General features: G+C 36.1%; 16 protein-coding genes. 8 read left to right on the forward strand and 8 right to left on the reverse strand.

Features of this window, described 5'->3' with window-relative positions; genetic code table 11:
- The first annotated feature begins 36 nt into the window (after window positions 1-36).
- Window positions 37-789, forward strand: coding sequence for an O-methyltransferase (locus tag AAOP42_RS16305; protein WP_349529614.1), 753 nt, complete (start codon window positions 37-39; stop codon window positions 787-789).
- Window positions 790-792: 3 nt separating this feature from the next.
- Here the strand turns inward: AAOP42_RS16305 and AAOP42_RS16310 are convergent, their stop codons facing one another.
- Genes AAOP42_RS16310 through AAOP42_RS16325 form a run of 4 tightly spaced genes read right to left on the reverse strand, consistent with a single transcriptional unit; the run spans window position 793 to window position 4,566 of the window.
- A complete protein-coding gene (locus AAOP42_RS16310) occupies window positions 793-1,857 on the reverse strand; it encodes a hypothetical protein (RefSeq protein WP_349529615.1) in 1,065 nt (354 codons plus the stop codon).
- 3 nt (window positions 1,858-1,860) lie between these two features.
- Window positions 1,861-2,949, reverse strand: coding sequence for a glycosyltransferase family 4 protein (locus tag AAOP42_RS16315; protein ID WP_349529616.1), 1,089 nt, complete (start codon window positions 2,947-2,949; stop codon window positions 1,861-1,863).
- A 7-nt stretch (window positions 2,950-2,956) separates the two neighbouring features.
- Complete coding sequence (locus AAOP42_RS16320) at window positions 2,957-3,799, reverse strand: class I SAM-dependent methyltransferase (protein WP_349529617.1); 843 nt, start codon at window positions 3,797-3,799, stop codon at window positions 2,957-2,959.
- A complete protein-coding gene (locus AAOP42_RS16325; RefSeq protein ID WP_349529618.1) occupies window positions 3,796-4,566 on the reverse strand; it encodes a glycosyltransferase family 2 protein in 771 nt (256 codons plus the stop codon). Before AAOP42_RS16325 ends, AAOP42_RS16320 begins: the two co-directional genes overlap by 4 nt.
- Before the next feature lie 139 nt (window positions 4,567-4,705).
- On the opposite strand from AAOP42_RS16325, the gene AAOP42_RS16330 reads away from it, so the two are divergent.
- The 4 genes from AAOP42_RS16330 (at window position 4,706) to nadD (ending at window position 6,769) form a co-directional block, all read left to right on the forward strand.
- The gene (locus AAOP42_RS16330) at window positions 4,706-5,284 is read left to right on the forward strand and encodes a sigma-70 family RNA polymerase sigma factor (RefSeq protein WP_349529619.1); all 579 of its coding nucleotides are present in this window, start codon (window positions 4,706-4,708) and stop codon (window positions 5,282-5,284) included.
- A gap of 74 nt (window positions 5,285-5,358) precedes the next feature.
- Window positions 5,359-5,583: a hypothetical protein gene (locus tag AAOP42_RS16335; RefSeq protein WP_349529620.1), complete on the forward strand. Its 225-nt coding sequence runs from the start codon at window positions 5,359-5,361 to the stop codon at window positions 5,581-5,583.
- A 14-nt stretch (window positions 5,584-5,597) separates the two neighbouring features.
- The gene (gmk, locus tag AAOP42_RS16340; RefSeq protein ID WP_349529621.1) at window positions 5,598-6,170 is read left to right on the forward strand and encodes a guanylate kinase; all 573 of its coding nucleotides are present in this window, start codon (window positions 5,598-5,600) and stop codon (window positions 6,168-6,170) included.
- A gap of 23 nt (window positions 6,171-6,193) precedes the next feature.
- Window positions 6,194-6,769 carry a nicotinate (nicotinamide) nucleotide adenylyltransferase gene (gene nadD / locus AAOP42_RS16345; RefSeq protein ID WP_349529622.1) on the forward strand — a complete coding sequence of 192 codons (576 nt, stop codon included), beginning with the start codon at window positions 6,194-6,196 and terminating at the stop codon, window positions 6,767-6,769.
- Here the strand turns inward: nadD and frr are convergent, their stop codons facing one another.
- The 4 genes from frr to AAOP42_RS16365 form a co-directional block, all read right to left on the reverse strand.
- Window positions 6,770-7,330, reverse strand: a complete 561-nt coding sequence (frr, locus tag AAOP42_RS16350) for a ribosome recycling factor (RefSeq protein WP_349529623.1) — start codon at window positions 7,328-7,330, stop codon at window positions 6,770-6,772.
- A gap of 25 nt (window positions 7,331-7,355) precedes the next feature.
- Window positions 7,356-8,063, reverse strand: a complete 708-nt coding sequence (gene pyrH, locus AAOP42_RS16355; RefSeq protein WP_349529624.1) for a UMP kinase — start codon at window positions 8,061-8,063, stop codon at window positions 7,356-7,358.
- A 79-nt stretch (window positions 8,064-8,142) separates the two neighbouring features.
- Entirely contained in the window at window positions 8,143-8,637 is a 495-nt protein-coding gene (locus AAOP42_RS16360) for an acyl-CoA carboxylase biotin carboxyl carrier protein subunit (protein ID WP_349529625.1), read from the reverse strand.
- 17 nt (window positions 8,638-8,654) lie between these two features.
- The gene (locus tag AAOP42_RS16365) at window positions 8,655-9,122 is read right to left on the reverse strand and encodes an Lrp/AsnC ligand binding domain-containing protein (RefSeq protein WP_349529626.1); all 468 of its coding nucleotides are present in this window, start codon (window positions 9,120-9,122) and stop codon (window positions 8,655-8,657) included.
- Between the two features lie 467 nt (window positions 9,123-9,589).
- Here AAOP42_RS16365 and AAOP42_RS16370 point away from each other — a divergent pair, with 467 nt between their 5' ends.
- From AAOP42_RS16370 to AAOP42_RS16380, 3 genes are all read left to right on the forward strand, one after another.
- Entirely contained in the window at window positions 9,590-11,275 is a 1,686-nt protein-coding gene (locus AAOP42_RS16370) for an AMP-binding protein (RefSeq protein WP_349529627.1), read from the forward strand.
- Window positions 11,276-11,353: 78 nt separating this feature from the next.
- Window positions 11,354-12,271, forward strand: coding sequence for a DUF3078 domain-containing protein (locus AAOP42_RS16375; RefSeq protein ID WP_349529628.1), 918 nt, complete (start codon window positions 11,354-11,356; stop codon window positions 12,269-12,271).
- A gap of 196 nt (window positions 12,272-12,467) precedes the next feature.
- Window positions 12,468-13,370 carry a DUF3078 domain-containing protein gene (locus tag AAOP42_RS16380; protein ID WP_349529629.1) on the forward strand — a complete coding sequence of 301 codons (903 nt, stop codon included), beginning with the start codon at window positions 12,468-12,470 and terminating at the stop codon, window positions 13,368-13,370.
- The last annotated feature ends 38 nt before the right edge of the window (window positions 13,371-13,408 follow it).

Genomic DNA, 13,408 nt, shown 5'->3' on the forward strand with positions numbered 1-13,408 from the left:
AGAATATACTTTTGCCAATTCATTTCTAGACATATTATGGAGTTTAACAAAGTAGCCGACCTTATTGAAAAAATCCCTCACATGACGAGGGATCAGGGATATACCGTTTATGAACTAATCCAAAACACTGCAATTGAAAATGTAGTGGAATTAGGATTTGCAAATGGGACTTCAAGCTGCTATATGGCTGCCGCTCTTCATGAAAAAAGAAAAGGAAAGGTAATTACCATTGACAACCTAACTGCAAAAGATAGAACTCCTAATATAAATGAGCTTATGCAATTGACCGGGCTTTCAGAGTATATTGAACCTGTATATGCGAACAAAAGTTACAATTGGGAGCTAATGAAGCTAATAGAAAGGCAAACTGAAAATGGTGTTTGTACCCCACTATTTGACTTCTGTTATCTGGATGGTGCACATAGCCTGGAGATAGACGGATGTGCCTTTATGTTGGTTGACAAATTGCTCAAACCAGGAGCATATATTATATTCGATGACCTGCTTTGGAGTTATGCCGAGAGTCCTAGTTTGAAAAAGACAGATTTTGTCAAGAATCTACCTGAAGATGAAAGAATTACTCCTCAAATAAAAAAGTTATTTGATCTTGTGGTTACACAAAACCCAAATTACACCGATTTCAGTGTGAAGGACAACTGGGCTATGGCAAGAAAAAAACCAGAATCACCCGACAATCAAAATATAGACCTAAATCATCTATATCCAGAAACTTCTATCGCTGAAGATTGGAAAAAATTAAGGAAGAAAGTCAAGAAAAAATTTTTCTAAGGTTCATTTTAGAACTGAGAAAAATCTCTGTTCCTGCTTCTTTTCATCAAACCTTTCATCATCGTCATAACCAGCTATTAGTTCTTTCCTATTTATCTTAATAAGATCAGTAAAGAGATCATTAATTTTTTCTAAGGTATAGAATATAGAAATACGATCGAATTCTGAAGTTTCTTTTAATTCGTCATGCATCAACAACGGCTTTTTGTGCCCAAAAGCCAAATTAAAGGCACCTGATATTTTATATTCATTGTACTTGTGGTATTTGAAAACTGGTGGATGAACCAGAGGCATTACATAATCCGATTCAGAAATGACACTATGATAGTCTTTGTCTGATATATAAGAATCGTAGAGATCAAATAACCTTAACAAACCATATTTTTTCAAAAGACTCACCATTTCTGACCCATCATCCTTGTTTATATTTCCAAGAATAACAAATTTTATTTTCTCAAGATATTGACCCGAAACGGTTCGAAGTGCTTCAATGAAACCAATATAGTCTCTTCTCTGGTTTTGCACATTGCCAGGTATGACAATATTAATTTGCTCAGATTTATGCTGATTTTTTATATAATCACCAAAGTAGATGGGGTAAACATAGTCGAAATAAAGACCTCCGAAACTTATTGTATTCGCCTTGTCTCGCAAAAACCGACTTAAAACTATAAAGTGCTTTATTCTTAAAGAAATGAGTTTTTGAGTGTTACTCTTCTTAAGCTTTTCTATATCATGAAGTACTCCAGAGATGAAAATTCTATGTGGAATAAGAAGGCAAAGTAACAAAACTGGTCTCCCAGCTACTGTATTAAAAAAAACCTGTTCAACATTGTGTTTTAATATGAATGACCTGATTTTTAATAATTCAAATACGTTCTTTGTCTTTTCAACAAAAATAGTTTCTTGAAAGTGAGGAATAATCTCTTCTAACCTATTTTGAGATTTCAGATTGGCTGCAAAAAACAAATTATACCCACGTTTTTTGAGTAAGTAAATATGCGACAAAAGAAGTTCAAAATGCCCTGGCTCAAGTTCAATAATTAGAATATTTTTAAACTTGGTCATTATTTAAGAAAATATTTCATTATAAATATCCAAAGTCTTTTTTGCAGTCTCTTTTTTATCAAATTTGAGTACAAATTTAGTAGCATTAGCCACTAATTTACTCCGCAATTCCCAGTCATTGATCAATGAAACTATATGATTACTCAACGTTATATAATCTTTTACCTTGGCTGTAAGCCCGGTATTTCCATTGATCACAATTTCCGGAATACCACCAGCTTCTGTTGCTACTATAGGGACAGAGGCTGCCATGGCATCCAGCAAACTGGTTCCCAGCCCCTCAGTCTTGGAGGTCATTAGAAAAACATCCAGTTCAGGCAATACTTCGGGAATGTTATTAATAAAACCTGTAAAAATAATCCTTTCACTCAGCCCTTTTTGTTCAATGTAATCTTTCACTTCCTGCAGCAAAGGGCCTGCTCCAAAAATAAAAAAGTAAACATTCTCCTGCCGTTTTAATACCTCTTCTGCTGTATCCACAAAAGTAACATAATCCTTATGATCAGCTATTGCTGATGTGTTGCCAATAAGCTTAGCTTGTTCATCTAGGTTATATTTCTTTCTTAAAAAATTTGACACAGGAGCTTGGCTAAATTTCTCCAGATCTATGCCACTATAAACTGTTCTGCAAATACCCTTGTTGTCAACACTCTTTTCTACTATCTCTTTGATCTTATTCGAAACACAAAGGATTCTTTTTATTGATGGATGATTGTACTTCCATCTACTGAGAATATTATTTTTCAATGGAAAATCTACCCGCCTGCTCAAAACCAATTTCGATTTATTGCCCATAGTGGCAGACAAGACTCCTACTCCATGCGATCCTGACCCATGCATGTGCACCAAATCAATTTGATGCTTTCTGCAATATTTCAACACCTTTAGCGCAGATAGGATATCTAAGGAGTTTTTAAACCCTACCTCTTGAAATGTCCATCCTTGCTCTGCACAAAACTTACTGAAAGCTGAAGCTTTCCTGCAAATAACATGGCAATCCACCCCCTGATTTTTTAATTCGCCTACGAGGTAAGCTATTTGCTGCTCTCCTCCCCTCCAGGTTTTTTCAGAACTAAGGTGAAGTACTCTCAATTTTCTATTATTTTATTTTTCGTGCGATCAATCTGAAACTGGATTTATAGGCAATATCGTCTATGAATGAGTGTTCAACCTTGGTTGTAGTTGCCTTGGCTTTTTTGTCATTTCCGGTATAAACTACCTCAAAACCATACTCCCTTTCCAAAAGCCTTTTAAGCTTACCGGGACTGTAATAAAACAAGTGATGCCAAGTATCATAATGCTTTCCAATGCTTTTTTTCAATCCCAATTTTTCCATAACAGATTTGAACCTATTAGAAAAAGAATCAATATTAGGACAAGCTATGTACAACAGCCCGTTATCACTAAGAAGTTCAACTATCTTATCAAGATAAGCCCCTGGGTTTTTAGGATGTTCCAGCACATGATTCAGGTAAATGCATGAATATTTTTTACCAGGGCTTAACTTTGTGAAATCACCATGATAGATATTTGCATTCAACTTTTTGGACAGTTCTTGAGTATATTCTTCCCCAACCTCATACCCCTCAGCATTCCAACCTCTTTCTAAACCGACTTTTACATCCAACCCATTTCCACAACCCACACACAATAAATTACCCGGCTTGATATAACCTTCAACCTGCTTGAGGTTATAAGAATGAACCAGCTCCCTCGGTTTTATCTTTTCTCCATACCTATGATGTTTTGAGTCCTCTCTCTGATACTGAGCATAAAATGCAGCGAGGTAGTCGTCGGTATATTGAGGATTCATAAACTCAATATTGCAACTTTGGCACATAGAAATATGAATTCCATTAAAATCCTTTTTGTGATCTTTGACATCTTCCGAATGACATAACGGGCACTGCACTAATTTTTGGTCAAATTGAAGTTCTATCAAGATCGAAGTATTTGCTTAAGTTTAACATATTTCAAAAAACGGTAATAACTGTTCAATACACTTATCACAAACCCATAATAACCATCTAAAAATCCCAATTTTAAAAAATAGGTTTTTAAGAAAATCCAATATGGGTATAAAATCAAATGCACAATTACATTTACCTTTTTGCCTTTCCGAGCCTTTTCTTCCGCACTGATGGATGAAAATTTATTGATCTGACCAATGTGTTGGTCTATTGAATGATAAGAATAATGTAAAATATCTTCGTTGCAATATTGCACAGTAGAATCCGAATTCATTCTCACCAGATCATGAGGATTAGTTCCTCCCCACTGTCCTTTATTCTTATTCCACAATCTGATTCTGCTATCAGGATACCAGCCACAATGTTTTATCCATTGACCACAATAAGAAGTTAACCTATGAAATGAATACCCATCATCAGAAAACTCCTTTTTCAATTCCAATATTTTGGCTTGCAATTCGGCTGACAACACCTCGTCTGCATCAAGTGACAGCACATATTCGAACTGAGATCGTAATATGGCAAAATTCTTTTGCTCAATATGTCCGTCAAATTTGTTTTCGATAAACTTCAAGTCATAGCCTTCGCATATACTTTTTGTGTTGTCAGTAGAAAAAGAATCTACAACAATTATCTCATCAGCAATATCTATTACAGAATCAAGACATTTTCCTATATTTCTTTCTTCATTAAATGTGATAATTACTACTGAGAGTCGGCTATGTTGGGCTTGATCCAATGTTCAGGTATTTTTTCAACAAAAATAGAATTAAAATTTAAAAGCGCAGACGAATAAATTATTATTGCCAAACTAGCAGACAACAATACCGTAATAGATGTATCTATAGATACCTACTCAAACCAGTAAAAACCAATACATGGAGCAAGACTCTTCTGATCAGCATTATTCCGACAAAGAAAAAATTGCAGCGTTCGACAATGAGTTCATGCCGCACATAGATGCTATGTACAACTTTGCCTTTCGGCTCACTCATGACGAAGATGATGCCAAAGACCTGATTCAGGATACATTCCTAAAATCTTATCGATTTATTAATTCCTTTCAGAAAGGAACTAATGCCAAGGCATGGTTGTTCAGAATCTTAAAGAATAGCTTTATCAATGACTTTCGTAAAAAAAGCAAAGAGCCGGCAAAAGTTGATTATCAGGAAGTAGAAGGTTATTATAACTCTGAAAAAGCAAACAGTAACATTACCACTGACCTGAGAATCGACACCATCAAGGATATGATGGGTGATGAAATATCGAATGCACTAAATTCTCTTGCCGTGGATTTTCGAACGGTGATTATCCTTTGTGATGTAGAGGGCTTTACTTATGAAGAAATGGCTAAGATCTTGGACATTCCCATTGGTACGGTGAGGTCTCGCTTGCATAGAGCAAGGAATTTATTGAAAGAAAAACTTCAATCCTATGCCCAAAGCATGGGTTATTAAATATTATTCACTAATTATGCATCATTGTTTTGGGCTTAAATAAGATAATACATAACGTAAAAATGAGCACCGGAATGGCTGACTGTTCCGCATACAAAGAGCTAATTCAACTGGTGATAGATAATGAATCTTCAAGCAAAGAAGAAACTTATCTCAGAAAACACATGAAAATGTGTTTGAAATGTCTGAGCCAATACGAAATAGACAAGGAACTAAAGGAAGTATTAAAACTCAAACTTGAAAAAAAACAAGTTCCTGCTGGTCTGTCCGAAACAATAAGAAACAAACTGATAAAGTGAATCTGACAAAATAAATGCACCAGGGAAAAGCCATTATATTTTCTGCTCCATCCGGTTCTGGAAAGACTACCATAGTAAAGCACCTATTATCTGTAATTGACAATTTACAGTTTTCTATCTCCGCTTCTACCCGGGATAAAAGAGGGCGAAACGAACAAAACGGGAAAGACTATTATTTTTTGTCTCCTGAAGAGTTTAAAAACAAAATAGACAACAATGAATTCATTGAGTGGGAAGAGGTCTATGAAGGCAATTTTTATGGCACACTAAAATCCGAAATAGACAGAATCTGGAATGATGGTAATCATGTCATATTCGATGTGGATGTAAAGGGAGGCATCAGCCTTAAAAAATATTTCGGAGACAATGCACTAAGTATTTTTGTAAAAGTACCTGATATGGAAACATTGAAATCCAGGTTAACCGATCGAAATACCGAAAGCGAACAAAGCTTGTCAAGAAGGTTATATAAAGCCCAATTCGAAATGTCTTTTGAAAATCAGTTTGACACCACCCTATTGAACAATGAACTCAACGAATCGCTCAAACAAGCAGAAGGTCTGGTTAGAAATTTTTTAAAAAACTGAACCTTTGTCTGTAAACATCAATTATGACAGAAGTTGGTCTATTTTTTGGCTCTTTTAATCCCATACATACCGGGCACATGATTATTGCTCAAACTATGTTTGAGTATTCAAGTATTGAAGAATTGTGGTTTATTGTTTCACCTCAAAACCCCTTCAAAAAAACAAAATCCCTACTGCATGAATTTGACCGGTATGACATGGTGGAAGTGGCCATAAGGGAAAATCCAAAGTTCAAAGTGTCTGACATAGAATTCAATATGCCAAAGCCCAGCTATACTATAGATACACTGACACTGTTGAGCGAAAAGCACCCGGACAAAAAATTCCGTCTTATTATGGGAGGAGATAACATGAAGAATTTTCACAAATGGAAAAATTCTGAAATGATTTTAAAAAACTATGGATTACTGGTTTATCCTCGTCCTAATCAAGATAAAGCTTCTCTGGTAAAGCATAGCAACATAGAATACATTGAATCTCCTATGCTGGATATTTCTGCTACCTTCATACGAAATGCCATAAAAAAAGGGCACTCCATTAAATATTTAGTGCCCGAAAGTGTTGAGTCTTATATCGACCGCAAAGGATTGTATCGATAATCAGATCGTCATTATATCTTCTTCTTTTACAGCAATCAACTTGTCGATTCTAGCTGTATGACTATCCGTTAGTTTTTGCACTTCAGCTTCTCCACCTTTCACTAAATCCTCAGAAACGCCCTCTTTTATCAACTTTCTTAATGAGTCATTGGTATCCTTTCTGACATTCCTAACACTGATTTTACCTTTTTCTGCTTCGGCCTTCACCTGCTTTACCAACCCCATTCTTCTTTCTTCAGTCAACGGAGGTATTCCGATCCTGATAGTCTCTCCATCATTTTGAGGGTTCAATCCTAAATCGCTATTGATAATTGCCCTTTCAATATCGTTAAGTATAGCTTTTTCCCAAGGCTTAATAAGCAAAGACCTGGCATCTGGAGTATTGACAGAAGCTACCTGATTCAAAGGAGTCATATTTCCGTAATATTCCACAAATATACCATCCAGCATATTTGGCATTGCTTTTCCAGCACGGATTTTGGAAAGCTCCTGATTCAAATGATCTATGGCCTTATCCATCAGTTGCTTTGCTTCTTCCAGGAACAGTTCTATTTCTTCCATTTCGAATAAATTTTAGCTAAAAAAATTAATATATCAAAGTTCCAACTTCTTCATTTCCTTTCACAATTTCATTCAAATTACCAGGCTTGTTCATATCAAAAACAATAATCGGTAAATTGTTTTCATGGCACAAAGTGAAAGCTGTCATATCCATCACTTTCAACCCTTTTTTATAAACTTCCTGAAATGTAATTTTGTTGAACTTCCGAGCTTCCGGGTTTTTCTCCGGGTCTTCAGTATAAACTCCATCGACTCTGGTTCCTTTTAAAACTACATCGGCTCCTATCTCTATTGCCCTCAAACTTGCCGTAGAATCCGTAGTAAAGTAGGGATTTCCTATGCCCGCACCAAAAATTACAATCCTGCCTTTTTCCAAATGCCGAACTGCTCTTCTTTTTATAAAGGGTTCACACACTTCTTCAATTTTTATTCCGGACATCAACCGTGTAAACAACCCACTTTTTTCCAAGGCCGACTGAAGTGCCATTGCATTGATCACGGTGGCAAGCATACCCATGTAATCTCCCTGCACTCTATCAATTCCTGCACTTTCTCCTTCTACACCTCTGAAAATATTTCCTCCTCCAATTACAATAGCAATTTCCAGCCCTTCCTCTTTTACATTTTTAATCTCATTTACATATTGCTCTAAACGATGAGGATCTATTCCATACTGTTTATTCCCCATTAGAGCCTCTCCGCTCAACTTCAAGAGTATTCTTTTATACTTCATTCTGTTCTGTTTCCTCTATTATGTAAATGATCAAATCTTGCGGCGACAAATATAATCGTATATAAAGGATGTAAAAAAATTAGAAGACTATGATCGTATTATTTTTTTCCACACTATCTCCAACGGCAACTGTTATAGATGAAATTTTTCCATCTTGTGGACTTTTTATTACATTCTCCATTTTCATAGCCTCAAGCACGAACAACTTACTCCCACTCTTTACTTCCTCTCCTTCTTTGACTAAAATATCAAGGATAAGCCCTGGCATTGGTGCCTTTACTTCTTTCTTAGAATGTTCTTGATTGTTTTCAAAACCCATTTTTTGGAGCAACACATCCATACGATCTTTCAGCACTACATCGTAGGTTTGATTGTTTAACTTAATGGAAGCCATCTTTTTTTTCCTGTCTACCTCAACAACAGTGATATTATAAGAATGACCCTCTTTGAGTACATGAAACAAGTTTTTATCGACCCTTTCAATGTCCAAAATAAGTTGTTCATCATCAATCATGAAGGATGTTCCCTCTTGTGATATTTTGAAATTTCGATTGTTAACGGAAGCTTCGTACATAGACACCTGCAATTGCTCTATACGTCTAGCTGAATGTGTCGATTCAAGCTTTCTTCCAAAGAAATGAATGTTTCTGTTCTCTCAATTCCTTCTACCTTCTGTATTTTGTCATGCAACACATCTTTGAGATGTTTAGTATCACGACAATGGATTTTAATAAAAATATTGTAATTACCCGTTGTATAATGAATTTTCACTACTTCCGGAATCTTTTTCAATTTTTCAACTACCGCCTCATAAAGAGAACTTTTCAATAAAAAAATACCTAAAAAACAGGTGACGTCATAACCAAGTTTAGAGTAGTCCATACTCAAAGTTGTACCAGTCACAACTCCCATCTCTTCAAGCTTTTTCATCCTCACATGAACAGTACCACCAGAGACATAAACTTTCTTTGCAATCTCTGTGTAAGGCACTTTGGCATCTTTCATTAACTCTGTTAGTATTTTGAGGTCAACATTGTCAATTTCGTAATTTTTCGCCATAGGTATAGATTATTTTTGGTTGTTTTTTAAAGATTGTAATATTTTATTGCACAATATGTATTTTTTAGCTAATTTATATAAAATATTTTTAATGCATCACAAGTTATACTAATTTTGAGTTCCGAAGCAAAAAGAAGGTTGATATTATCCTTTCAAATTGTGTTCGTATAGGTCAGTGAAACAGACAAATACTCTTCAAAACATAGAGTATAGATTGCAGGAATTATTCTAACATTTTATTTTAGAATATCTGGTTCATGAGGGTTCGAATCCTTCTCCTATAGCTATCATTTTTGGGTTAATGTTGTTTAGAAAAAGTCTGGTTTTACCAGGCTTTTTCGCTTTTCAGCCCGTATAGTATGGTTTTTCACCCGTTCAGTATCCTTCATTTTTTTATTTGATCATCATTGGTGATATTTAGGGCTGTATTAACTGTACTTAATCCAACCCATTATTTTAACTATCAAATGAAAGATCACTCCTGGTACAAGCAATATCCTGAAGGTATCCCTCACGAAATAGACCCTGACCAATACTCGTCATTGGTTGAGGTCATCAAAGAATCGTTCAACAAATACAGTGAGCTTCCGGCTTTCGAAAACATGGGTAAGTCATATACCTATGCCCAAATTGATGAAATGTCTGACAATTTTGCAGCCTTTCTTCAAAACGAACTTAAGCTGGCAAAAGGAGACAGGATAGCACTTCAGATGCCAAACCTGATTCAGTATCCTGTAGCTCTCTTTGGCTCATTAAAAGCGGGTTTGGTCGTGGTAAATACCAACCCACTATACACTCAGCCAGAGATGCAGCACCAGTTCAAAGACTCTGGAGCAAAAGCAATTGTTATTCTGGCCAACTTCGCATACAACCTCGAACAAATATTGCCAAATACAAATATTGAACATGTGATAGTCACTGAAATCGGCGACTTGCTGGGAGGACTCAAAGGAATGATTACAAATTTTGTTGTGAAGAAGGTAAAGAAAATGGTGCCTGCCTATAACATACCAAAAGCTTTCTCATTTAAAGAATGTCTGTCAAAAGGAAGCCACCATTCATTTCAACTGGTTGAAATTGATTCCGAAGACTTAGCATTTCTCCAATATACGGGAGGAACTACAGGAGTGTCTAAGGGAGCAATGCTAACCCATAGAAATGTTACAGCCAACTTAATTCAGGTGAGGTCATGGATTAGCAACATCACACAGGAACGCAAAGAATTAATTATTACAGCTTTGCCTCTTTATCATATTTTTGCCTTGGTAATCAATGGACTCATCACTTTCAGTATTGGTGCCAAAAACGTATTGATAACAAACCCAAGAGATATTGATGGTTTTGTAAAAGAGTTGGCAAAACATCAATTCACTATGATGACAGGTGTGAACACATTGTTTAACGCACTTTTAAACCATCCAAAATTTTCCTCCCTTGATTTTTCAAAACTCACTCATGCTGCAGGAGGTGGTATGGCGGTACAAAGAATCGTTGCTGAAAAATGGAAAGAAGTTACCGGGAAACCCTTACTTGAAGGGTATGGCCTAACCGAAACCTCTCCGGTCCTGACATTTAACCCGACAGACGGAACCGACAGAATAGGCACCATCGGAGTGCCTGCTCCAAGTACAGAAATCTGTCTGCTTGATGATAGTGGGAATGAGGTTCCGATTGGAGAGCGGGGTGAGATTTGTGCCAAAGGGCCACAGGTAATGAAAGGATACTGGCAAAGGCCTAAAGAAACGGAAGAAGTGTTTATCAATGGTTGGTTTCGTACCGGAGATATTGGTGTAATGGATGAAGATGGTTTTATCAAAATAGTTGACAGAAAAAAGGAAATGATCCTTGTATCTGGATTTAATGTTTATCCAAATGACATTGAAAACACCATTGCTTCTCACCCCAAGGTGTTGGAAGTAGGTGCGATTGGAGTTCCGGATTCTAAATCAACTGAAGCGGTCAAAGTATTTATTGTTAAAAAAGAAGAGTCTTTAACGATAGAAGAAATACAAGACTTCTGCAAAAAAAACCTTACGGGATACAAGAGGCCAAAACACATCGAGTTTTTAAGCGAATTACCTAAATCCAATGTAGGCAAAGTACTTAGGCGAATTTTGAAAGAAGAAGATACTAAAAGGAATACATATTCCTGACATTTGGCTTTATTATTGCAATTGTGTTTTCAACCCGCTACAAAAACAACAATCTCAACATCTGATATACGATTGTCCATGAAGCATTTATTTGTAATTTTTCTGATTTCATTTCCCTTTTTAGCTTTTTCCTCTACCAAGCATGATACAACTTATTGGAATATTGGAGGAATCACTTCACTAACCTTCAGTCAAGTCTCATTAACTAACTGGGCTGCAGGCGGAGACAACTCCACTTCTTTCCACGGGCATCTTCATGCTTTTGCTGACCATGTTAAGGGAGTTGCCATATTTGAGAACAGTTTGGAGGCTGGATATGGGTTAATTAAACAAGGAGACAGAGGGTTTATTAAAGCAGATGACAAAATCAGTTTTAATTCAAAATATGGAAGAAGGCTTTCACCTGCAAACACAAAATGGTATTGGACTACAAATATTAACTTCCGGACTCAATTTGCGAATGGGTTTAATAACCACGATTTGGAAAAAAAAATATCCGGATGGCTAGCTCCGGGATATTTTTTCGCCTCGATAGGCATAGATTTTAAACCCTCTACAAACTTCTGGGTAGCTTACACACCCTTTTCGGCCAAGATCACTATAGTAAATGACAAAAACCTCTCCGACGCAGGGGCATTTGGAGTAGAGCCAGGTAAGATGGCAAGATCCGAAGTAGGGTCGTATTTCACTTCGGTTTTAAAAACCCACCTACTTGAGAACATCAATTTTGAATCGAAATTACAGTTATTTTCAAACTATATAGAAAGCCCTGAAAAAGTAGATGTAAACTGGGAAACGACATTCGTCCTTAAAGTCAATAATTTTATCACTACCAATATCTTGAATCAATTGATTTATGATGATGACATAAAAATACCAACATACGACGATCAGGGAGAAAAAATAGGAGAAGGTCCTAAAGTGCAATTCAAAAACATCTTTGGAGTAGGCTTCACATACAAATTTGGTCATACCCGCAGAAAAAATAAAATCTGATTTAGAATACAGAAGTCCTTAACACTTGCGAATGGTTCGTTCACCGAATAATTTCTGAGTCTCATGGAATAATTTCTCCGTTTTAAGAAAAATCTAATAAACTTGCGCCTCAGTTAAACTGAACTGTATTATTTCTTGTTTCATCCAGTCTATAACCACATTTCTAAGTACATTTTTTTAACAAACTCATTTACAAATGAAAAAAAGACTTTTATTGTTAATTCTATCTTTCCCAATGCTTTTATCTGCTCAAGACTCGGATACTACTTATTGGAAAATCGGAGGAGTTAGTTCACTTTCGTTTAGTCAGGTATCATTGACTAACTGGGCAGCAGGAGGTAACAATTCTGTGGCTTTTAACAGTTACTTTAGCACTTTTGCAAATTATGCCAAAGGAAGGTCCGTTTGGGAAAACAGCCTCGAACTAGGATACGGCCTTATCAAACAAGCAGAAGAAGGGTTTAGAAAGTCAGATGATAAAATAAACCTTACCACCAAATTTGGACGATCACTTTCTCCAAACAATAAATATTGGTACTGGAGTATGAACTTCAATTTAAGGACTCAATTTGCAAACGGTTACTCTCAAGAGGATAATGACACTCCCATATCTAAATTTATGGCTCCAGGATATCTCGTATTGGCTGCAGGTTTGGATTATAAACCTTCCAAATATTTTAGCATGTCATATTCACCAGTTACTGGTAAAATTACTATTGTAAATGATGATGCGCTTTCGGCTGCCGGTGCTTTTGGTGTTGACCCGGGCAAAAAATCTCGTAGTGAACTTGGTTCGTATCTTACGGTACAATTCAAGAAAAACATTATGGAAAACGTAAGCCTTGAGTCCAAACTACAACTCTTTTCCAATTACGCAAATAAGCCCAAAAATATAGATGTAAACTTGGAAAATGCATTGATGATGAAAATCAATAAATACTTATCGGCGAGTCTGATTAATCAATTAATATATGATGACGACATTGACATTCCTACTTATGATGAAGATGGAAATGTAACCAAAGTAGGTCCAAAGACACAATTCAAAAATATTTTCGGGGTAGGATTTGCCTACCAATTTGGAGATAAAAAAGGATGAGTCGTCCTAAAATAGGTTGACGGTTTTAAGATAAATTA

This window comes from Reichenbachiella sp. MALMAid0571, assembly GCF_040151475.1.
GTDB lineage: Bacteria > Bacteroidota > Bacteroidia > Cytophagales > Cyclobacteriaceae > CAXBNB01.

Excerpts from the sequence above, each read along its gene's own strand:
- AAOP42_RS16310 (WP_349529615.1), bottom strand. The coding sequence starts at position 1,857 with ATGACCAAGTTTAAAAATATTCTAATTATTGAACTTGAGCCAGGGCAT.
- AAOP42_RS16380 (WP_349529629.1), top strand. The coding sequence starts at position 12,468 with ATGAAAAAAAGACTTTTATTGTTAATTCTATCTTTCCCAATGCTTTTA.
- AAOP42_RS16375 (WP_349529628.1), top strand. The coding sequence starts at position 11,354 with ATGAAGCATTTATTTGTAATTTTTCTGATTTCATTTCCCTTTTTAGCT.
- nadD (WP_349529622.1), top strand. The coding sequence starts at position 6,194 with ATGACAGAAGTTGGTCTATTTTTTGGCTCTTTTAATCCCATACATACC.
- AAOP42_RS16365 (WP_349529626.1), bottom strand. The coding sequence starts at position 9,122 with ATGGCGAAAAATTACGAAATTGACAATGTTGACCTCAAAATACTAACA.
- frr (WP_349529623.1), bottom strand. The coding sequence starts at position 7,330 with ATGGAAGAAATAGAACTGTTCCTGGAAGAAGCAAAGCAACTGATGGAT.
- pyrH (WP_349529624.1), bottom strand. The coding sequence starts at position 8,063 with ATGAAGTATAAAAGAATACTCTTGAAGTTGAGCGGAGAGGCTCTAATG.
- AAOP42_RS16360 (WP_349529625.1), bottom strand. The coding sequence starts at position 8,637 with ATGTACGAAGCTTCCGTTAACAATCGAAATTTCAAAATATCACAAGAG.
- AAOP42_RS16370 (WP_349529627.1), top strand. The coding sequence starts at position 9,590 with ATGAAAGATCACTCCTGGTACAAGCAATATCCTGAAGGTATCCCTCAC.
- AAOP42_RS16330 (WP_349529619.1), top strand. The coding sequence starts at position 4,706 with ATGGAGCAAGACTCTTCTGATCAGCATTATTCCGACAAAGAAAAAATT.
- AAOP42_RS16305 (WP_349529614.1), top strand. The coding sequence starts at position 37 with ATGGAGTTTAACAAAGTAGCCGACCTTATTGAAAAAATCCCTCACATG.
- gmk (WP_349529621.1), top strand. The coding sequence starts at position 5,598 with ATGCACCAGGGAAAAGCCATTATATTTTCTGCTCCATCCGGTTCTGGA.
- AAOP42_RS16335 (WP_349529620.1), top strand. The coding sequence starts at position 5,359 with ATGGCTGACTGTTCCGCATACAAAGAGCTAATTCAACTGGTGATAGAT.